The following is a 20,895-nucleotide window of genomic DNA, read 5'->3' as shown; positions in this document are numbered from 1 at the left end:
CCGGGCCGTTCGCGCGCCCGGTCCCGCCGCCGGGCCGCTAGCCGCAGCCCACCCCCGTGAAGGTGGGCGCCGTGGCGCCGGTCATGCTGCCGAGGAATCCCGCGGTCGCGGTCGCGCCCGGCGCGAGCTGGGCGTTCCACGCGGCGGCGTGGATCATTCCGGTGGTGCCGCTCTGCATGGAGGTGCCGTTCCACGCCTGGGTGATCGTGACGCCGGTCGGCATCGTCCACTGGATGTACCAGTTGTTGATGGGCGCGTCACCGGTGTTCTTGATGGTCGCCGAGGCCTGGAACCCGCCCGACCACGAATTCGACAGCGTCACCTCCGCCGTGCAGAAGGTGGGCGGGGGGATCGTGGGGGTCACGGTCGGCGTGGGCGTCGGCGTGGACGGAGGAGGCGTCCCGGTGCCACTGAAGATCACGTCGGAGCAGCCGTAGAAGGTCTCCTGGCTGTCGGAGCGGTACCACACCGAGTAGATGACGTGCCGGCCCGACTTGTTGGGCAGCGTCCCTGAGAACCGGTAGGCGCCGTTGCTGACCGCGGGCTCGGGGTCGGCGGTCAAGAAGGGCTGCTCCTCCATGTCGTCCCAGGTCAGCGGCTTGGTCGGGTTGTAGCCGTCCTTGGTGACGTACAGCTTGAACCCTCCGGGATGCGGGACCCAGGCCCCGTAGACGAAGTTGAACGCGGCCCCCGCCTGGAGCACGCTCGCCGGCCAGTCGGCCCTGGCGGCGTCGTAGGCCGCGTACTTCGCGAAGCCGCCGCTGCACAGCTTGCCGTCCGGGATGAACCCGCGCGTACGGCCGGCGCCGTCCGAGCGCAGCACCCCGTACCAGTCGTAGAGCGGCTGGGTGCCGCCGGCCGCGACGGCCTGCGCGCACGCGGGGTTGGTCGGCCTGATCTCCCCCGACGAGGTGAGGCCGTCGGTGTAACAGGCGTAGGTCCTGCTGGCGGGCGCCTGCAGGGCTCCGTGGGCGAGGGCCGCGTGTTGCAACGCGAGCGTCGTCAGCCCAGCGGCGATGACCGCGAGCGCGGTGATGATCGCCACTTTTGCCGTGGTTCTCACAGTGCTTCCTCTTCAGGTCGCGGACGCCGTCAGGGGACGGCGGTCGGTGCGATCGTGAGGGCGCCGCGTCCTTGCCGGAGATCGGCGTCGCGGGACGGCGCGGCGCGCCGGGGCGCGCTCGCAGGCCTCCTGGTCGGCCGTCCGGAAAGGTCCTCGGAAAACGGCCACCGACATCCGCGTACCGCGATTGAAACACGGCCCCCGCCCACCGGCAAGGGCCGGTCCGGCGCTAGCGCTCGGGGCCCGGCTCGCCGGGGGGCGGGCCGTGCGGGGTGCCGCCGGGCGGCGGGGTGTACCGGCCCCACTCGCCCGAGGGCGGGGGCTGCGGCGGGTGCGAGGGCCAGGGGCCGTCCGGCGGGTAGGGATCGCGCGGGACCTCGTCGCGGGGCGGGTAGGGCGAGGAGGAGTGCCGGGTGTCGTGCCCGGGGGCGTACCCGGGCGGGGCCATGCCCTTGGCGATGGTGGCCTGGTGGCGCTCGGGGACGGGGAACGCCGCTTTGGCCGCGCTCATGCAGGCCAGCAGGGCCTCGCGCTGGGTCTCGAAGGTGTCCCTGTCGATGACGCCGCGCACCGCCCGTTCGTGCAGCAGCCCGAGCTCGGTGGCGGCGAGCTGGTAGTCGCGTATCGCGTGCAGGCCGGGCGGGCCGCCGTAGGCCTTGGCCCACTGGCGGGCCTGCCGCCGCCCCTGCAGCGAGGACAGCATGAAGACGTCGACGTCGGTGACCAGCCCGAGCCCGCCGTAGGGGGGCAGGTAGCGCTGGATCAGGCCCACGATGCGCTGGCGGTCCTTGACGATCACGCCGAGCTCTACGAAGAAAAGGATCATCAGCAGCAGGTAGGCCAGCGCCAGGCCCTGGAACCCGCCGTAGGAGGTGAAGCCGTTCCACACGCCGTGCAGGATGATCGCGCCGATCCAGCCGAGGAAGACCACGCCGCCGCGCACCGGGCCCCGGCCCTGCGCGGCGTACGCCACCGCGACGCCGATCATGGAGGTGAACAGCGGGTGGGCGAACGGCGACAGGATCCCGCGCAGCACGACCGTCACGGCGAGGCCCTGCACGCCGTGCTGGTCCTGCGCCATGATGTAGTAGCTGACGTTCTCGCTCATGGCGAAGCCGAGGCCGACCATGCTGGCGTAGATGATGCCGTCGGTCAGGCCGTCCAGCTCGTGGCGGCGCCAGCGCAGCAGCCCGAGGAGCACCAGCCCCTTCATGGTCTCCTCGACCACGGGCGCCACGAACGTCGCCACCAGGTTGCGCGCCCCGGCCGGGTCCTGGGTGGCGATGGTGACATATCTCAGGTTCAGGCTGTTCAGCACGCCCGCGACCAGCACGGCGACCCCGGCGCCCCACATGAACGCGAAGGCCAGGTCCTTGCGCGGCTCGGGTTCCATGCGGTCCAGGGCCAGCACCCCGGCGAGCAGCAGCGGCACGGGGGCCAGCGCGAGGGTCAGCGCGATGAAGAACTGGACGGGATCGCCGTTGAAGATGTCGAAGGAGAACGACACCAGAGCGCAGATCCCGGCGACGACGAGCCCGATGATCAGCCCGACGGAGGGGCGCTCCTTGAGCACCCAGCGGGGATCAAGGTTCGTCATGTTCGCGAGCGTAATCGACCGGGCACGACGTGTCCGCGCCGCCCCCACCGCACCCGTACGGCCCGCGTTCTGAGATCACCGCACCACCCCGCACCGACCGCCCACCCGGCCAGTCAGACGTTCCCCCGGAACGACCCTCCCACACCTCCGCGAGGGGGCCCAAACCACCCGGCCGCCTCCGGCGCGCACCCCCCTGTCTCCCGCGCCGCCTCCCCAGCGATTCTCGACTTCGGCCTGTTTTAGTGTCGACCATTGCTGGGAACGACGTCTGAGGTCCTCGTCCGCCGTCACGCCGGAGGGTCACGCGTGGCCTCCCCACCCTGGACGCGGCCGTGGTGAACCCCACCCCGGAGGCGTACGGCGGGGACCGCCGCACTGGTCAGCCGGGTGGCGAACGTGGAGAATGCGGCCGAGGCGTTCGCGAACTGCCCGACCGGCGTCCCGCCGAGGTGCTTCAGCTCGTCTTCGAGTTCACGAAGGGGGAGACGCGGTGAGGCTCGCCGTACAGGAACGGCTCCTGCCGGGGCGCACGCTCCAGGAGAGGTTCGGCTTCGCGGTCGAGGCCGGGTTCGACGCCGTCGAGCTGCGCGGCGAGGGGGACCTGCGGTTCGCCGGGCGGCGGGCGGAGCTGCGGCGGGCGCTCGCGGACGGCGTCGTCATGCCCGTGGTGGCCGCGGACCTGCCGCACCTCGTCGGCGACCCCGACCCTGGCGGGCGCGAGGAGGCGGTGCGGCAGCTCTGCTCACAGCTGGAGGTGATCGGCGAGCTGGGCGGCCTCGGCGTCACGACGCCGGTCTCCCGGAGCCGGCCACCTCGCCCTCCCGGGCACGACAGGGAGGCGCTGGCCCGCGCCCTCGGCACCCTCGGCGAGCACGCGGCGCGCCACGGCGTGCTGATCATGCTGGAGCCGCTGAACCGCTACGAGGACCACCTGGTCAACACCCTGGCGCAGGCGGTGGACCTGTGCTCCATGGACTCGGTCAGGGTCGCGGGGAACACCTTCCACATGAACATCGAGGAGGACGACCCCTGCCGATCGCTGGCGGAGGCCGCGCCCTGCCTCGCCCACATGCGGATCGGCGAGTCCAACCACCACCAGCCGGGCACCGGGCACCTCGACTGGGCCGCGCAGCTCGGCACCCTCTCCGCCATCGGCTACGAGGGCCACCTCGCCCTGGACTGCGACCTGCGCGGCGACCCCGAGGCCGTCCTGCCGCGGACCTCGGCCTTCGTGAGGAAGTTCCTGTGAGCGCGCGCGACCCCCTGCCGCCGGTCGGCCCCGAGGAGGCCCGGGCGATCACGCGGGACGCGGTGCGCGTCCTGGTGGCCAACTGGGAGGGCTGCCACACCGTCCCGTCCCGGCGGCTCTACCCGCACCAGTGGAGCTGGGACTCCGCCTTCATCACGATCGGCAACGCCCGCTGGGCGCCGCGCCGGGCCCGCTCGGAGCTGCTGGCGCTGTTCGGCGCGCAGTGGCGGGACGGCCGCGTGCCGCACATCGTGTTCAACCCGGACGTCCCGGACACCTCCTACTTCCCCGGTCCCGCCTTCTGGGACGTGCGCGCCCCCTGCGGGGCCGCCACCTCGGGCATCGTGCAGCCGCCCGTGCACGCGCTGGCCGCCTGGCGGGTGCACATGGCCGACCCCGACCCGGCCTTCCTGCGCAGGATCTACCCGCGCCTGGTCGCGCAGCAGGAGTTCCTGCGCGCCGCGCGGCGCTCGCCCGAGGGGCTGGTGTCGATCGTGCACCCATGGGAGTCGGGCATGGACAACAGCCCGGCCTGGGACCGCCCGCTGGCCGCGGTGGTCCCCGACCCGGTCGTGGTGGAGCGGCGCGACCTGACGCACGTCAGCGCCGACGAGCGGCCGACCGACAGCGACTACGAGCGCTACACGACGCTGGCCCGCGCCTACCGGGACTCCGGCTACCGCGCCAACGGGGCGTTCGCCGTCGCCGACCCGCTGTTCGTCACCGCCTACGGCTCGGCGGAGGCCGCGCTGGCGCGGATCGCGGCCGCCTGCGGGCTCGATCCCGCTCCGCACCACCGCGAGGCGGCCAGGGTGACGGCGGCGATGGTCGAGCACCTGTACGCCGACGGCCTGTTCCACGCCCGCGACACGCTCACCGGCCGCCTGATCCGGTCCGGCAGCGCGGCGGGCCTGACCCCGCTGATCCTGCCCGACCTGCCGCGCGAGATCGCGAACGCCCTGGTCGGCACGGCCGTCGAACGCTTCGGGATCGAGGGGGGCACCCTGCCGAGCTTCATGCCCGGCGCCCCCGAGTTCGACCCGGCACGCTACTGGCGCGGGCCGAGCTGGATCAACCTGACCTGGCTGGTCTGGCAGGGCCTGCGGCACCGCCGTCCCGACCTGGCCGACCTGCTGGCCCGGGGCATGGTGCGGGCCGTCGGGCACGCCGGCATGCGGGAGTACTTCGACCCGGTCACCCTGGAGGGCCACGGGTGCGCGGACTTCAGCTGGTCGGCCGCGCTGGTCCTGGACGTCCTCGCGCGCCACCGCCTGGCGGGCGTGACCGCGCCCGGCGGCCACATCGCCGAGTGGCCGGGGCGCCTGGCCGAGGCGCACGACGGTGCCCACGTGCTCGCCTAGCGACGGGCCCGGTGCCGGTCACGGGCCCGCGCCCCGTACTGTGAGGCGAGCGACCCGGCCCTGACGAAATCCGGGCCGGTGATCGAGGTAATTGTTACATCGCGGAAACACAACAGCACATCTGCTGGCCTGCGGTGACATTTCCCGCGCCCATAATGCCGATACGGGTCAGTGAGGGCACGAGGCCGCATATGCCTCTTGTATGGCTCGCCAACCATGATGTTCGGCCCGCTCTTACCGGGGCAGTTCGGCGGCCGTCATTACACGAGAATCGGGGCTGGCTGCATGAATGAGAAATCCGGTCGATCACCACAGGCGCGTTCCCTCGTGGGGGGCGGGTTCGGTCCTCGCATGAGCACCGCCGCCGACTGGCCACTCGACGCGCTCGTGCGGGCCAAGGGCACCACCACGGTGAGCGTCGTACTGCCCGCGCGTGACGAGGAGGCGACGGTCGGTCACATCGTCTCGGTCATCCGCGAGGAGCTCGCCGAGGCCGTCCCGCTCGTGGACGAGATCCTGGTCGTCGACTCCCGGTCCACCGACGCGACCGCCGCCCGCGCCGCCGAGGCGGGGGCGCGGGTGGTCCACCAGGACGACGTGCTGCCCGGCCTGCCGGCGCTGTCGGGCAAGGGCGAGGCGCTGTGGAAGGGCCTGGCGGCCTCGACCGGCGACATCGTGGTGTTCGCCGACTCCGACCTGCGCAACTTCGGGGCGCACTTCATCTCCGGGCTGCTCGGCCCGCTGCTCACCCGGCCCGACGTCCACTTCGTGAAGGGCGCCTACGAGCGCCCGCTGACCGGCCCCGACGGCGTCGTCCAGCGCGGGGCGGGTGGCAGGGTCACCGAGCTGGTGGCCCGGCCGCTGCTCAACCTGTACTGGCCCGAGCTCGCCGGCTTCGTGCAGCCGCTCGGCGGGGAGTACGCCGCCCGGCGCTCGGTGCTGGAGCAGGTGCCCTTCGTCACCGAGTACGGGGTGGAGTTCGGCCTCCTGGTCGACCTGCTGGAACGCGTCGGGCTCGGCGCCATGGCCCAGGTGGACCTCGGCTGCCGCGAGCACAGCCACCAGTCGACGGCGGCGCTCGGCCGGATGGCCGGGCAGATCATGCTGACCGCCTGGTCGCGGCTCGAACGGCAGGGCCGGATCGTCGCCTCGGAGCCGCCCGCGACCGGGCTGCTCCAGTTCGACGCCGACGGCAACGCCACGCTCAGCGACGTCGGGGTGGCCGAGCGCCCGCCCCTCGCCTCGGTGACCCCCCGCGCGGGGGGCCCGCTCTCCTCGGCCGACCCGGTCGTCTCGCTGCGTTCGGTCCCCTCGTCGCCGGGCGTCGCGTCCCCGATGACCTCCGCCGACGCGGTGAACTCCGCCGACGCGATGCGGGAGGACGTCGCCTGAGGGCCGTACCGCTCTGAGGGCCGTACCCGCCGCTCCTCCGCCGGGTATGGTGCTACCTGTCGGTTTTTGGGGCCACGTGGCACACCCGGCCGGCGGAGGAGAACAGATGAGCGGCGATGGACTGAACGGCACCCCGTTGACCGGCGACTTCGCCAACGGCGGGGTGTCGTTCTGGTACCGGCAGATCGGCGAGCCCGACCGCCGCGCCGCCCTTCCGGGGCCGCGCGAGTACGACGTGGCGATCGTGGGCGGCGGGTACACCGGCCTGTGGACCGCGTACTACCTGAAGAAGGCCGACCCCGGCCTGCGGATCGCGATCCTGGAGCGGGAGTTCGCCGGGTTCGGCGCCTCGGGGCGCAACGGCGGCTGGCTGTCGGCCGAGTTCGCCGGGTCGCGGGAGCGGCACGCCGCCGCTCGCGGGCGCCAGGCGATGATCGACCTCCAGCACGCCATGTTCTCCGCCGTGGACGAGGTGATCGAGGTCGCCCGCGCCGAGGGCGTCGACGCCGACGTGCGCAAGGGCGGCCTGGTCCACGTCGCGACCAACCCCGCGCAGGACCGCCGGCTGCGCGCCGAGCTCGAGGACCTGCGGACGTGGGGCTTCGCCGAACACGACATGCGGCTTCTCAGCAGGTCGGAGCGCGAGGACCGCATCCGCGTCGCCGGGGCGATCTCGGCCACCTACAGCCCGCACTGCGCCCGCATCCAGCCGGCCAAGCTGGCGGTCGGCCTGGCCCGCGCCGTGGCCGCGCTCGGCGTCGACGTCTTCGAGGGCACCACGGTCACCGAGATCCGTCCCCGCGAGGCCGGCGGCAAGGGCGGGGCGGCGGCCGTCACCGACCGGGGCACCGTCTCCGCCGAATACGTCATCCGGGCCACCGAGGGCTTCACCGCGAGCATCAAGGGACAGCACCGGCAGTGGCTGCCGATGAACAGCTCGATGATCGTCACCGAGCCGCTGCCCGCCCAGGTGTGGGACGAGATCGGCTGGCGGGAGCGGGAACTGCTCGGCGACGAGGCGCACGCGTACTGCTACGTCCAGCGGACCGCCGACGACCGCATCGCGATCGGCGGGCGCGGGGTGCCGTACCGGTTCGGCTCGCGCACCGACGAGCGCGGCGCCACCCAGCCGAGGACCGTCGCCGCGCTGCGGCAGATCATGGTCACGCTGTTCCCCGCCACCGCCGGGGCGAGGATCCAGCACTCGTGGTGCGGGGTGCTCGGCGTGCCCCGCGACTGGTGCTCCACCGTCCACCTGGACCACACGACCGGGCTCGGCTGGGCGGGAGGGTACGTCGGCAGCGGCGTCACCACCACCAACCTGGCCGGGCGCACGCTCCGCGACCTGGTACTGCGGCGGGAGACCGAGCTGACCGCGCTGCCGTGGGTGGGACGGCGGGTGCGCCAATGGGAGCCTGAGCCGCTGCGCTGGCTCGGCGTGCAGGCGATCTACACGCTGTTCCGCGCCGCCGACCGCCACGAGGGGGCGCGGTCGGCCCGCACCTCCGCCTACGCCCGCCTCGCCAACCTCATCTCCGGCCGCTGACCGCCTTCCCGGCTCCTGAGACCGGCCCGCTCGGCGATCTCACCTCCGCGCCGCCTGACCCTCGTACGGCTGGGTGAGGCCGTCCGCGGCGGTCAGCGCAGGAGGGCGAGGATCTCGCGCTGGTAGGGGGTGAGCGGCGGCCGGGTGGCGGCGCCCGCGCGGCGGACGGCCGCCTCGGCGGCGGCCCGGTCGTCCAGCAGCCACAGGGCGCGGGCGGCGAAGTGGAGGGCGGGGCCGTGCTCCCCGGCCCCCGCGAGGACCGCCCCAGCCTCGGCGGCGGCCTCCTCCGGCCGCCCCAGGGCCGCGAGCGCGAGCGCGCGGGCGGCGAGCGCCGCCGGATCGGCGTGCCGGCGCACCTGGTCCAGATCACGCAGCGCGCCGGTCGCGTCGCCGAGGTCGGCCAGGATCTGGCCGCGCGCCATGACCGCCCCGGGGTCGCTCCCGTCGACGGCCAGCACCCCGCTGAGGATGGACAGCGCCGCCCCCGGGCTGCCCTCGGCCCACACCGCGCGGGCCAGCTCGGTCTGCACGGTCAGGTCGCCTGGCACCCGCTGAACGGCGGCGCGCAGCTCGCCGATCGCCTCCGCGCCGTGCCCCTGGTGCAGCAGGAGCCGGCCCACGGCGGCCAGCAGGCGGCCCACGGCCGCCGGGTCGCGCAGCATCTCGTACAGGCGGGCGGCCAGGCGGTAGTGGCGCTCGGCGGTGTCCCACTGGCCGAGCTCGTGGGCGATGTTGCCGAGGAACGACTCGATCTCGGCGCGCACCCGGGGCTCGTCGTCGCCGCACGCCCTCTTGGCCTTGTCCGCCAGCCGCTCGGCCAGGGCGAACCGTCCGTCGGCGAGCGCCTGCTCGGCGCCGCGCAGGTAGGCGGTGGCCGTGAGGGGCGCGGCCTCGGCGGGCGCGGGACCGGCCCCGGCGGGGCCTTCGGTCCGCGTGACGGGCGGGATCAGCCGGTCGTGCTGCAGCTCGCACCAGCGCGACCCCGAGCGCATCTCGGTCTTCAGCACGTGCCGGTCGACCAGGGCGCGGACCACGTCGTTGGACATGCCCGCCGTCCGCGTCTGCCCCTGGTAGGCGGTGCCGCGCGTGCCGAGCTCGGTCACGAACGTGGCGCGCACCCACGCGCGCAGGTCCCCGGCGGGGACGTCGTGGTCGGCGGCGACCTCGGTGATCGCCTGGTCGTAGAACCCGGCCAGCGACCGGTCCACGTCGGCGTGCCGCTCGACGTACTCGCGGGTGATGACCGCCATGTCCTCGGGCAGGGACTTCCACAGCGTGGAGCAGACCACCTGGAGCTGGACCGGCTCGACGGCGTCCACGACCACCGTGCTCGTCTCGCCCGCGCCGCGCAGCGTGATGGTGCGCAGGTCCTCGACCAGCTTCTCGGCGGCCCCGGTGGCGAACGAGCGGCCGGTGCCGGCGAGCGGGCCGCGGATGGCCTCGAGCGCCGTCTCCTGGTCGAACGAGGTGAGCCCCACCATGGCGGCGGCGTCCCGGCCGAGGTCGCGCTCGTGGGGCAGGATCCCGGCGAGGAAGTCCTCGCGTATCGAGATCAGCAGCCGCAGCTCGGGGTCCTCGTCCAGGGCGTTCACCAGTTCCCTGATGAACGGCTCGCGGTGGCCCTGGCGGCTCGGGAAGTCGAAGAAGAGCTCCTCGGCCTGGTCGATGGCCACCAGGCGGGGCATCGGGTCCCCGTACCGGTCCACCCGGCCGCCGCGCCGCCGCAGGAACTCGCCGACCGTCAGCCCCGACAGCCGTGTCGGCGCGACCTCGGGGGCCCAGGACGACAACAGGGCGAAGGTGAACGGGTTGCGCTCGGGCAGCGCGGCCAGCGGGAAGGCCGACCCGTGGGACAGGCGCCCCACCGGCAGCGCCTCCACGCGGGCGGGGTCCAGCAGCGGGAGGACGCCGGCCTGCAGGACGGAGGTCTTGCCGACCCCCGAGGGGCCGTACAGGACGGTGAGCCGGTTCGCCTGCCACAGCACGGAGATCTCGTAAGCGTCGCGTACCCGGCCGAAGAAACGTTCCCGGTCGTCCCCGGTGTAGGAGCGCAGCCCGACGTACGGCTCGGGGCCGGCGTCGCTGGGCGCGAGCGCGGAGGAGATCACGGCGCCGTGCCCATCCGCCGGCCGAGCTCGCCGCAGAACTCCTGCGCGGAGCCCCAGAAGATGGAGATGTCCCAGCCGTCGAAGTACCGGCCGAGATACATCTTGGCGCGCTCGGTGGCGCCGGTCTTCATGTGGTCGCCCGGAGGCGGTAACTGGACGCTGACATGGCGTCGGCGGCGAATGGCCGGGTATCGACTGATGAGTCCATGGAATAACACCCGAAACGTCCAGTCCTGAAGGCTATAGCCTATGAACAAAAGCGGTCGATTCGCCAGTGCGTCGAGAATGGCGGGCGGCATGATCTGCCGGTTGTTGCGCGTGCGCGCCGCCGTCATGTGCACCAGGAATTCGAGGTAGTCGTCCTCGGTCAGGACGAGTGAGTCCGGACGCTCCACGCTCCCGTGAAGATGATAGACCACCGGCCGCGCCACCTCGGGACGCAGCCCCGCGCCACGCTCGAAGAGTTTCCTGTCATAGGGCAGCCCGTCGTGCCAGGGACAGATGGCCGGATGGGGGGTCTTGTTCCGGGCGCGTAAACCCTCGACGAGAAAGTCGTCGTAATTAGTGGTGAGAAAAACGGGTATGGGAAATCGGGCGAGGAACGAATGTATTTCGCCGTCCCGGGTGAAGTCCGGGCGCCCGGCGGCGAGCAGGTGGTCGCAGACCTCCCGCTTCAGGGTCACGGCGTCCTTGATGTCGGCCGCCGCGTACTGCATCACCCGGGCGAGGTTGTCGCCGTCGATGAACGGATAGTCGTACTTGGCGGCCCAGGCGCGGCTGAGCTCGCCCCCGGTGGGAAGCGTGCCGTGGCAGGCGCCGGCGCCGAGGAACGGCGTGCACTCCCCCGTCTCCAGCTGCCGGGTCAGCCTTCTCCAGTCGGACTCGTCCACCGATGGCACCACCTCGCACGACCGATCGGCCCGTGACGGACCATGACGTCGCACGACTCTATTGTGGCGGTCAAGCCCGTTCCGCGCGCAGGTGCGGGCCGTGTCCGGCGAGGGCGGCGGTGACCTCGTCCAGGGATGCGCCATGACCACCTACTTCGGGTGACGATCGCTCGGCTCGGTGCCGCGGTCGATGCTCTGACTGAATCCGGCGAACGGCTCCAGATCCCCCTCGCCGACCTCGACCAGGCGGCGCAGGGCCCTCGCGAGGGCCGACTGGTCGGCGTCGTCGAGGTCGGCGAGCGACAGGCCGCTCACGTCCAGGAGGCCATCGGATTCGGTCGGTTCGCCACTCATGAGGCTCCTTGCCCATCAAACACGACATACAGCCTAAACAGCTATTACTACTCACAATTCCCTGGATACGACTACCTGGAACCTGTGGGCCGGAGCGTCCGGCCGTGATCTCATGATCTCATCGCGCATTCGCAGTATCAATCGCCAGTTTCCGGCCATCCGTAATACCATGCGATGCTCATCACGTACGACGGTGGCGGGCCACCGGGACAGGCAAGGGGAGTCGCGTTGCCTGCTCCGGCGAAAAAGCCTTTAGGATGCGTGAATAGCGAGCTGGAACGAGCACGAGAACGTGGAGGCGGCGACGTGACGGTGGATTCGGCGCGGAAGCCGGGCCGCGCCTCTGAGGCACCCGAGGTCTGGGGCAAGGTCCCCTTCCGCAACGTCAACTTCACCGGCCGCGAGGAGCTGCTCACGCGGCTGCGCGCCGACATCTCCACCGGCAGCTCCTCCGACGTCACCGCCGTCGTCCCGCACGCGCTGCACGGCTTCGGCGGCGTCGGCAAGACGCAGGTCGCCGTGGAGTACGCCTACCGTTACCGCTCCGACTACGACGTCGTCTGGTGGATCCCCGCCGACCAGCCCGTCCTGGTGAAGTCCTCGCTGGCCGGCCTCGCGCCCTACCTCGGCCTGCCGGTCGCGGTCGGCACCGGCATCGAGGACGCCGCGGCGGCGGTCCTGGACGCGCTGCGCCGGGGCGAGCCGTACTCCCGCTGGCTGCTGATCTTCGACAACGCCGACCAGCCCGAGGACATCAGCGACGTCATCCCGCACGGCCCGGGCCACGTCCTGGTCACCTCGCGCAACCACCGCTGGCAGGGCGTCGTGCGCACGGTCGCCGTCGACGTCTTCAGCCGCAACGAGAGCACCGAGTTCCTCGGCAAGCGGGTCTCCAGGTCCATCGACGCCGGCGAGGCCGACCGGCTCGCCGAGCAGCTCGGCGACCTGCCCCTGGCCCTGGAACAGGCCGGCGCCCTGCAGGCCGAGACCGGCATCTCCGTCGAGGAGTACCTGCGGCTGCTCGCCGAGCAGACCCGCCTGCTGCTCGCCGAGAGCAAGCCCTCGGAGTACCCGCTGTCGATGACGGCGGCCTGGGGCCTTTCGGTGTCCCAGCTCCGCGCCCGGCTGCCCGAGGCGGTCACCGTCCTGCGCTGCTGCGCCTTCTTCGGCCCCGAGCCGATCCCGCGCGACGTCTTCCGGCGCGCGGCCGGCCAGGCCACCGACGCCCGGCTCGGCGGCATCCTGTCCAACCCCATCCTGGTCAGCAGGGCGATCAGGGAGCTCGGCCGGTTCGCCCTGGCCCACATCGACTCCGGCAGCCGCACCATCCAGGTCCACCGCCTGGTGCAGGCGCTGCTGCGCGAGGAGCTCGACGATGAGGAGCAGAGCCGCTACCGGCACGAGGTCCACCTCCTGCTGGCCGGCGCGGCGCCGATCGACCCCGACGACCCCGCCAAGTGGGCGCGGTTCAACGACCTGATCGCGCACATCCGGCCGTCGCTGATGGCCGACTGCACCAACCCCGCGGTCCGCAAGACCGCCCGCGACCTGGTCCACTACCTGTACCGCTCGGGCAACTACGAGTCGGCCAAGTCGTTCGCCGAGGGCTTCCTCGCGACCTGGACCAAGGAGTCCGGGCCGAGCTCCCCCGACGTGCTGATCGCCCGGCGCTATCTCGGCAGCATCGTCCGCGAGGTCGGCGAATACCGCGCCGCCTACGCCCTGGACAGCTCGACGCTGACGACGATGACCGAGGTGCTGGGGGCCGACGACCCGGAGACCCTGGTGCTGAGCAGCGGGTTCGCGGCCGACCTGCGCGCGGCGGGCGACTTCCGCGCCGCCAGGGAGCTGGACGAGGACCTGCGCCGGCGCCACGAGGAGGCGTTCGGCGCCCTCGCGCCCGCCACCCTGCAGATCATGAACAACCTGGCGCTCGACTACGGCCTGAACAGCGAGTACACCGAAGCCAGGGAACTGCACCAGCTCACCTTCCAGCAGCAGAGCGACGCGACCGAGGGCGTCAGCCAGGCGGACGTGCTCGGCTCCTGGAACGGCCTGGCCCGCGCGGTGCGCCTGTGCGGCGACTTCGCCGAGGCGCGCGACGTCGGCGAGGACGCCCTGGCGTACGGGGTGCAGGAACTCGGTCCCGACCACCCCTGGACGCTGCGCACCGCCAAGGACCTGTCCATCGCGCTGCGCAGGGCCGGGGCCTTCGAGGAGTCGCAGGAACAGGCCAGGAGCGTGTACTCCCGCCTGCAGCGCCTCATGGGCGACACCCACCCCGACACCGTGGCCGCCGCCAGCAACCTGTCCAACGTGCTCCGCCAGACCGGCGACCTGGACACCGCGCACGACATCGCCAAGGACGCGGTCGGCCGCTACCGCGAGATCTACGGCGACGACCACCCCTACACCCACGGCTGCGCCAGCAACCTGGCGGTGCTCCAGCGCCTGATGGGCGACCCCGGCACCGCCAAGGCCACCAACGAGGCCGCGCTCGCGGCCCTGGAGGCCCGGCTGGGCCGCGACCACCACTACTCCCTGTCCTGCGCGATCAACCTCGCCAGCGACCTGGCGGCGCTCGGCGCGCACGACGAGGCCCGGGCCCTCGGGGAGGACTCGCTGCTGAGGCTGCGCCCCCTGCTCGGCGCCGACTACCCGCTGACCATCACCTGCATGGCCAACCTCGTCCTCGACCTGCGGGTCCTGGGAGCCGACGAGGAGGCGGGCAGACTCACCGAGGAGACCCGCGTCGCCTACCTGCGGACCATCGGCATCGAACACCCCGACGCCAAGGCCAGCCTGATCGACCGCCGCCGCCTCGACTGCGACTTCGACCCACCCCCCATCTAACCCCCGCCGACACTCCCGACCTTTCGGCCCCGACCCATCCCAAAGGTCCTCGCCTCCGGCTCGGGCAGTGTTTCCCAAATTCCAAGGGCCTACCGTTCGGCAGGTGCAGGCGCATGAACCCGTACGTCGTCGCTCTCGACGTGGGGGCACCACCATGACCGCCCGCCCCTTCCTTCCGCCCTCCATTCCTTCCGCCCGCCACCTTGACGCGCTAGATCAGGCGCCGAAACGGCGGGGTGCGGTACGGCGAAACCGGCGCCCTATACGGCGACTGACCGGTGCCCTCCACCGAGTCCTCTCCGAGCCATCGATGACGCGCTCTCCCCGGAACAGGGGTAAGAAAAGGCACCGGCTTCAATTGGCCCACCCGTTGAACAGTGTCGTGGGAACCGAGTCCTTCCCACCCAGAACTCGCAACCCACCACCACCCACCCACGAGCACGGACCGACCCTCGTGACCTGAACACCACCACAGGCGCCCTGGCCGACGACTGGGTCGGCGGCCGCCAGATGTGCATCGACGTACCGCGACCACCGCGGCGCGTTCGGCCGCGTAGATCCACGACCGCAACGTCTCGGTATTGACGTTCAGATCAGCGGCGACATCCCTCACCGTCCGCTTCCCGCCAGAAGCGCGCCACAACGCCACGGCATCGATCTTGAACTCCGGACTGTACTTCGAGGGCCTTGCCACGTGAACGACCTTCCTGGATCAACGAGATCCATTCTCAGGCATGTCCACCTCTCGGAGGTGACCTCATCCGCAAGGCCGTCTGCGCCTGCGGGCAGTTCCCGAACGAGGCCACCATCAAGTGCATCTACATGGCGCTGATGGGCCTGGACCCGACGAGGAAGGGCCGCAAAAGGTGGACTATGCGCTGGAAGGCGCCCCTGAACGCGTTCCAGATCGCCTTCGAGGGCCGTCTTACCCCGAGCAACAGCTGACCACTCGACAACCAAGATCAGCCGTTAAATTGACTCACCCCTGGCCCACGCTCGGTGACCAACGAAAGTGAGTTGGAGTCAAAAGAGAGACAGAGCCGTTTACTGGACACGCCCGAATTTAAGATCAGTTGCGCGTTTATCAATTTGCACAAACGTGTCGATAAGGCCTTTCGGGAAGGTAAGCATTCCACTCAGCAGGCGTTAGGTCACGATCCGCGATCGTGCAGAGGGTTCGCCGCCACGACGCTGGGTCGGTGTCCCAAAGTGTGATTGCATTGTTTCGGCTAGTCGATGCTAGTATGCGTCCATTGGGGCTGTAGACGAGTGGTCCGCTTGCCAAGATAAGCTTGGCCATAGGGGCACGCTGGGCCACCGACCACAGGATGATTTCACCCGCAGCGGCTGACACAACGGTTTGACTGTCTGGACTGAAGGCGACGTCGCCAGGCTGGAAGGTGTGGCCAGCTAATGTGGCGATCCGGGCCCGTCGATCAAGACTCCACAATATGACCTCGCACCCGAAACATCCTGAGGGTGTCTGGGGCTGACCTGCAGGTTGCAGCGATGCGAGTGTATGACCATCCGGGCTTGACGTGACAGTTACGATGGAACCGCCGAGGGTGTCGACCGGGAACTCTGCGAGCTTCTTGGCATGTGGGACATCCCACACTACGATCGGTCCGCCGCTTTCACCTGCGGACAGCGTTTTCGAATCTGAACCGAATGCGATGCTGCTTATCCCCTCCGGCGCGGGTAGCGTCGCCATTTGAATGTCGCGACCAAGGTCCCACACCACCAGTTTGGTGCCGTCGCCGATGACCGTGGCCATCTCCCGGCCATCCCTGCTCAGAGCTACCGGTCGCGCTCCATACGGGCCACCCCCAACGCTGACGGCGGCAGGGGGGACGCCCAGCGCCGTGCGCCCGCCATGCGCCAAATCCCATACGGTGAAGTTCCCTTTGTGCACGACGAGAACACGGCCGTCGGCGGTGAAGCCCAACGGGGAATCTTCGCTCGGCAGCTTGGCCACCTGGACGCGTCGGATGACGTCCCAGACGGAGGCATTGGAGCGATTCTTGGCGAAGGCGGCCAAGAGCAGATTGCCTGACAGGTTGAACGCTACAGGTGAACCAGCGTCAGGCAGGCTGGTGGAGGATAGCGGACTTCGAGTTCCGAGTTTCCACCGGATGATGTTGGTGTCGTCACTGCTGGATGCAAGCGTCTGGCCATCGGGGCTGAAGGCGACGTCGGTAACCGCGTCGGTATGGGCCTTGAGAGTGTCGATTCGCGTGAATTTGGTTATGTCCCACAGCGTGACGTGATTGGCGGAATCAGCGGAGGCAAGAGTGTTGCCGTCTGGGCTGAAGTGCAGAGCGTCGACGTCCCCATCCGCCTGCATCCGGGCCAGTTCGGTACCCTTCCGCGCGTCCCAAAGCATGATCATTGCGGAGTGTGCAGAGCATCCCGCGCCAATGATTCCGCCATCCGGACTGAGGGCGATGCTCAAGACGCCGCATTGCTCCGACGCGCTGAGACTCAGGGCGAGTTGGGCTTTATCGACATCCCATACAACAGGCCCGTGGTAATTGGAGTCCGCGATAAGGAGAGAGCCGTCAGGGCTGAAGGCAAGGGCTCTAATACCTAGTCCCTCAGACGGCGAAGCGGGAGACGGGGGCATAGCGAGGGTAGCTAGTTTGACGTGCTTGGCGATGTCCCACACGACGATCGTTGTGATGTCCTGGCCGCCAACGGCTAGTCGTTTGCCGTCTGGGCTGTAGGCGATGGCCGAGCCCAACGGCCCGCAAGGAAAACTTGCGATCTGGGCCCGCTGCGGAATGCTCCATAGGGTCACCTTGGTTTGGTCGCAAACAGCCAACATGTTGCCTTTCGGGCTGAATGCCAGCTTCCGGGCGCTTCCTGGCAGGGTGGCTAGTTGGGTCCCAGCGACCGCGTCCCACAATACGATCTTGTCGCCGCCGGCCGCCAATACTCGTCCATCGCCGCTGAATGCAACAGTCTTAACCACACCCGCGTGGGCGCTCAGGAATTTCTGTGGATGCGCGCGCTGGCTTGCTTGATCTCCCAGCCGGTGAACCATGCTGGTACGAGCCTCTGGCGTGTCATGCACGACGAACGCGGCAGAACTGAGTAGTGCGGCAAGTTGAGGATCCCTACCACTTTCGAGTTCGGAATTGGCGGCCAGTTGACGTGATGTTGCGATGTCACGCTGAAGTAGCGCGGCCTGTCGTTGGACGTTGGCATTGTTCGCCTGGGCCACTGCCGCGGCGGCGGCAACGACAGCGACCAGGAGAAGGCCCGTCAGAGCGGTGATCACGGCTTGTACCAGGCGACGGGTTTTTCGCTGATACCGGATGTGATCTCCGACCAGCGTATCTTTGTCTTGCCCGCGGATAGGCGCAGCGAACTCGGCGACGATGTCACCAAGGCGCGGTTGCTCCTTGGAGTCCACCTGCTCAAGCGTCGCGATCGAGCGCAACTTGCGAAGATCTATCCAGAACGGCTCGTGGCTGAAGACGCCGGACAATAGAGGCGGGATAGCGTTGGTGGTCGACCAGTCGAAATCATCGCCGGACCAGCAGATCTCGCCGTCAGTAAGCGCCAGCAGAATCCGGTCCGGGCTACGATGTCGCAGCCACCACTCAACCTCGTCCTTTACCCATTTCGATTCAGCCGAGACTGGAGAGGCCATGAGCACGAACCAGTCTGACACTTCGAGGGCCTGCTGGATCGTTGGCCATAGGCCAGGCGTGGCGGACAGACTTGTCTCATCACGGAAGATGCGCAGAGCGCGAGGTCGGTACCAGGGGCGAGCAAAGGCCTGCAGCTCCGATTGAAGGGCCTTGGCCAAGACGCTATCCTTCTCGTGGCTGTACGATATGAATGCGTCGTATCCGTCGTTTCGACGACCACCTCGAGAAGCTCCCCTTCCCCGTGTTTCCGCGCCGGCGTCCTCATGGCGAAACTTAGATTCGGACATCATGTTCTCTTGATCGAAATCAGGGGAGCGAAAGAGATCATCTGTAGCCTAAGGTCGTCTCGACGTTTCGCGGCATGCTGGCTTCGGCATGCAATTGGAGCGGCATATCAAGATCCCCGAGGATTGATATCCTACTGGTGCCAAGTAAAATACGCCAGATGTCGCTACCGCCACGGATGTTCTCGAACGCCATGCAAACCGGCCTCACCCGGGACGGATACGAATACGATTCGGAGAAGCCGGGGAAAAACGACACCGACTGTGTACCGCATGGGCGTAGCTTGGTTGCTCCTTACGTGTTGGCGCGTTCTAGTACTTCAGCCGCACTTATTGATCTTTTAGGTGTTGTCGCTGGTAATGGGATTGTCGAGCGTGGGTCTGATGGCGTCGCCGCCTTGCGACCCGTGGTGGACGTGGTGTGTTCGTTGAGGGCGGGCCGGGTCAGCGAGGTGGACAGGTGCCGGATCTCATTGGCTGAGATCGCTATCAGCTGATCGCTGTGATTGGTCGGTGTGAGGTCGCTGCGTGAGGGGACTTCGTCCAGGTCGGCGTGCTGGATGAGGGCGGCAGTGTGACGACCAGGAAGGCCAGGGTGAGCACGGCCAGTGCACAGTGCGAACATCAACTTCTTGGGTTTCATGGAGGTCGACATCGAAGGTGAACTGGCCCAGCTTGGACCCACTGGATACCGGCCGCTGCGTGTGCGCGACACCTTGTTCTAACGCGCAGGGCCCATCCGGCAGACGGGCGATGAGGATCTCATCGCGGCTCGAGCACTGGCCTCATGTTCGGTGGCTAGTGAATTGATCTTGCGGTGGTGGCCGGCCGGGATCGGGCCTGGACCGGATGCGATCACGTTCGGTTGTTCCTGCGTTGATCTCGGTATCCCCGCCGCCACCGCCATGAAGTACGTCTACACCGCCCACCCCGAACGGCGCTCCACTCTGCCCCAGGTGACCTGCTCCGATCATTAAGCGAGCTCACGGAAACCTGTTGGCACGCACCTGAACGACTGTCACGGCGGCGACGAACGGCGAGTAATTCGGTGATCCGTCAACCGTTCGCTCAGACGGGAAGTTCGGTGATGCTGAGGGCGAAGTCGAAGTTCCCCACCCCGTGGTTGGCGAGGCCCACCGTGACCACGCCCGCTCCTTCCAGCCAGTGCGCCATTTTCAGGCCGCCGACGTCCAGCGGGCGCAGCCCGAGGCTCTCGATGAACGCCTCCACACTTGCCTTGGCCTGCGCATCGTCGCCGGCGATGAAGACGTCGGGCCGACCCTTCTCCAGGACATGACGGAAGATGGTGTTGAACGCCTTCACCACGCCGGCGCTGGCCGGGGCCGCCTTGGCGACTTCCTGCGCGATCGAGGTTTCCTCACGGTGGGCCAGCCCGTCGAACGTGGAATTGAAGGGATTGCTGATGTCGACGATGACCTTGCCGGCGAGGGCGTCTCCGTACTGGGTGACGACCGGCACGACACCGTCGTGCAACAGGGCCACGATGACGATGTCCCCGGCCGGGGTGGTGCCCCATTCTCCCGTCGTGGCGCCGCCGCCGAGAGCCTTGGCCAGGTCAGCGGCCTTGGACTGATCGCGGCCCATGACTTCGACGGTGTTACCGCCCGCTATTGCCCGCGCGCCGATGGTGCGGGCCATGTTCCCGGTGCCGATGATGCTGATGTCGCTCATGAGATGTCCTGCCCTGGTGGTGTTGTTCGGTCAGATGGCGGTGGTGCCGCCGTCAGCGACGAGTTCCATGCCGTTGACGTAGCTGGAGTCGTCGGAGGCGAGATAGAGAGCGGCGGTGGCGATTTCGTCGGGGCGGCCCATCTGGCCGCGGGGGATGAGGGACTCGAACTGGCGCTTGGTGGCCTCGTCGAAGAGTTCTTCCTGCTTGGCGGAGGCGACCTGGCCGGGGGTCAGGACGTTGACGCGGATGCGGCGGTCCTTGAGCTCGTTGAGCCAGATGCGGGCCCATGCCTGCTGGACGGCCTTGCTGCCGGCGTAGACGCTCCAGCCGGGGAAGGCGCCGAGGGAGGCGTTGGAGCCGGTCATGAGGATGGAGCCCCCGTCGTTGAAGAGCGGGAGGGCCTTCTGGACGGTGAACAGGGTGCCACGGGCGTTGAGCCCGAACCAGGTGTCGAACTGGGCCTCGGTGATCTCGCCGAGCGGGGCGGGCTCGCCGCCGCCGGCGCTGGCCCACAGCACGTCGAGGCTGCCTTTCTCCCGCTTGACGGTGTCGTACAGGCGGTCCAGGTCGTCCAGGTCGGCGGCGTCACCCTGGACGCCGGTGACGTTGCGGCCGATCTGCTTCACGGCCTCCTCCAGGGCGTCCTGGCGGCGGCCGGTGATGAAGACGTGCGCTCCCTCCTCGACGAACAGCTTCGCGCCGGCCAGCGCCATGCCGGTGGTACCGCCGGTGATGACCGCTACCTTGCCGTCAAGCTTTCCCACGTCGCTCCTTCGGGTCGGTGGTGCCGTGCACACCTGGGGTGACGGTGTTATGTACACCGCCCTGTGTGCTTACGGTACGGGGCGG

At 69.4% G+C, this 20,895-nt stretch carries 14 protein-coding genes; 5 read left to right on the top strand and 9 right to left on the bottom strand.

The features are described from left to right. Positions 1-37 precede the first annotated feature (37 nt). Together NYZ98_RS17425 and NYZ98_RS17420 are read right to left on the bottom strand one after the other, a co-directional pair. On the bottom strand, positions 38-1,063 hold the full coding sequence (locus NYZ98_RS17425) for a lytic polysaccharide monooxygenase auxiliary activity family 9 protein (protein WP_262843845.1): 1,026 nt from the start codon (positions 1,061-1,063) through the stop codon (positions 38-40). Between the two features lie 229 nt (positions 1,064-1,292). After that, the gene (locus NYZ98_RS17420) at positions 1,293-2,660 is read right to left on the bottom strand and encodes a PrsW family intramembrane metalloprotease (protein WP_262843844.1); all 1,368 of its coding nucleotides are present in this window, start codon (positions 2,658-2,660) and stop codon (positions 1,293-1,295) included. 490 nt (positions 2,661-3,150) lie between these two features. Between NYZ98_RS17420 and NYZ98_RS17415 the strand changes: the two genes are divergently transcribed. The 4 genes from NYZ98_RS17415 (at position 3,151) to NYZ98_RS17400 (ending at position 8,208) form a co-directional block, all read left to right on the top strand. After that, complete coding sequence (locus NYZ98_RS17415) at positions 3,151-3,909, top strand: sugar phosphate isomerase/epimerase family protein (RefSeq protein ID WP_262843843.1); 759 nt, start codon at positions 3,151-3,153, stop codon at positions 3,907-3,909. Beyond that, the gene (locus NYZ98_RS17410) at positions 3,906-5,270 is read left to right on the top strand and encodes an MGH1-like glycoside hydrolase domain-containing protein (RefSeq protein WP_262843842.1); all 1,365 of its coding nucleotides are present in this window, start codon (positions 3,906-3,908) and stop codon (positions 5,268-5,270) included. Before NYZ98_RS17415 ends, NYZ98_RS17410 begins: the two co-directional genes overlap by 4 nt. 351 nt (positions 5,271-5,621) lie before the next feature. Further along, complete coding sequence (locus NYZ98_RS17405; protein ID WP_262843841.1) at positions 5,622-6,662, top strand: glucosyl-3-phosphoglycerate synthase; 1,041 nt, start codon at positions 5,622-5,624, stop codon at positions 6,660-6,662. A 106-nt stretch (positions 6,663-6,768) separates the two neighbouring features. Then, positions 6,769-8,208, top strand: coding sequence for an NAD(P)/FAD-dependent oxidoreductase (locus tag NYZ98_RS17400; RefSeq protein WP_262843840.1), 1,440 nt, complete (start codon positions 6,769-6,771; stop codon positions 8,206-8,208). 92 nt (positions 8,209-8,300) lie between these two features. Here the strand turns inward: NYZ98_RS17400 and NYZ98_RS17395 are convergent, their stop codons facing one another. From NYZ98_RS17395 to fxsA, 3 genes are all read right to left on the bottom strand, one after another. Then, the gene (locus tag NYZ98_RS17395; RefSeq protein ID WP_262843839.1) at positions 8,301-10,316 is read right to left on the bottom strand and encodes an nSTAND1 domain-containing NTPase; all 2,016 of its coding nucleotides are present in this window, start codon (positions 10,314-10,316) and stop codon (positions 8,301-8,303) included. Next, positions 10,313-11,206 carry an SIR2 family NAD-dependent protein deacylase gene (locus NYZ98_RS17390; protein ID WP_262843838.1) on the bottom strand — a complete coding sequence of 298 codons (894 nt, stop codon included), beginning with the start codon at positions 11,204-11,206 and terminating at the stop codon, positions 10,313-10,315. Before NYZ98_RS17390 ends, NYZ98_RS17395 begins: the two co-directional genes overlap by 4 nt. 150 nt (positions 11,207-11,356) lie before the next feature. Continuing rightward, positions 11,357-11,560 (bottom strand): FxSxx-COOH cyclophane-containing RiPP peptide, encoded by a 204-nt coding sequence (gene fxsA / locus NYZ98_RS17385; protein WP_262843837.1) that lies wholly within the window; start codon positions 11,558-11,560, stop codon positions 11,357-11,359. A 306-nt stretch (positions 11,561-11,866) separates the two neighbouring features. Here fxsA and fxsT point away from each other — a divergent pair, with 306 nt between their 5' ends. Continuing rightward, entirely contained in the window at positions 11,867-14,413 is a 2,547-nt protein-coding gene (gene fxsT / locus NYZ98_RS17380) for an FxSxx-COOH system tetratricopeptide repeat protein (protein ID WP_262843836.1), read from the top strand. 211 nt (positions 14,414-14,624) lie between these two features. Here fxsT and NYZ98_RS17375 read toward each other — a convergent pair whose 3' ends face one another. From NYZ98_RS17375 to NYZ98_RS17360, 4 genes are all read right to left on the bottom strand, one after another. Then, the gene (locus tag NYZ98_RS17375) at positions 14,625-15,107 is read right to left on the bottom strand and encodes a transposase (protein ID WP_262843835.1); all 483 of its coding nucleotides are present in this window, start codon (positions 15,105-15,107) and stop codon (positions 14,625-14,627) included. 390 nt (positions 15,108-15,497) lie between these two features. Then, positions 15,498-18,356 carry a TIR domain-containing protein gene (locus NYZ98_RS17370; protein WP_262843834.1) on the bottom strand — a complete coding sequence of 953 codons (2,859 nt, stop codon included), beginning with the start codon at positions 18,354-18,356 and terminating at the stop codon, positions 15,498-15,500. A gap of 1,065 nt (positions 18,357-19,421) precedes the next feature. Further along, entirely contained in the window at positions 19,422-20,045 is a 624-nt protein-coding gene (locus NYZ98_RS17365; RefSeq protein WP_262843833.1) for an NADPH-dependent F420 reductase, read from the bottom strand. A 30-nt stretch (positions 20,046-20,075) separates the two neighbouring features. Continuing rightward, positions 20,076-20,810, bottom strand: a complete 735-nt coding sequence (locus NYZ98_RS17360; protein WP_262843832.1) for an SDR family NAD(P)-dependent oxidoreductase — start codon at positions 20,808-20,810, stop codon at positions 20,076-20,078. Positions 20,811-20,895: the final 85 nt, after the last annotated feature.

Source organism: Sphaerisporangium corydalis (genome assembly GCF_025506355.1).
Classification (GTDB): Bacteria; Actinomycetota; Actinomycetes; order Streptosporangiales; family Streptosporangiaceae; genus Sphaerisporangium; species Sphaerisporangium corydalis.
Note: the sequence above shows the minus strand (reverse complement) of the source record. Positions and strands in the feature narration are given on the sequence as shown.

Coding starts and splice junctions, on each gene's coding strand:
- NYZ98_RS17420 (WP_262843844.1), bottom strand. CDS start 2,660: ATGACGAACCTTGATCCCCGCTGGGTGCTCAAGGAGCGCCCCTCCGTC.
- NYZ98_RS17405 (WP_262843841.1), top strand. CDS start 5,622: ATGAGCACCGCCGCCGACTGGCCACTCGACGCGCTCGTGCGGGCCAAG.
- NYZ98_RS17400 (WP_262843840.1), top strand. CDS start 6,769: ATGAGCGGCGATGGACTGAACGGCACCCCGTTGACCGGCGACTTCGCC.
- fxsA (WP_262843837.1), bottom strand. CDS start 11,560: ATGAGTGGCGAACCGACCGAATCCGATGGCCTCCTGGACGTGAGCGGC.
- NYZ98_RS17370 (WP_262843834.1), bottom strand. CDS start 18,356: ATGTCCGAATCTAAGTTTCGCCATGAGGACGCCGGCGCGGAAACACGG.
- NYZ98_RS17365 (WP_262843833.1), bottom strand. CDS start 20,045: ATGAGCGACATCAGCATCATCGGCACCGGGAACATGGCCCGCACCATC.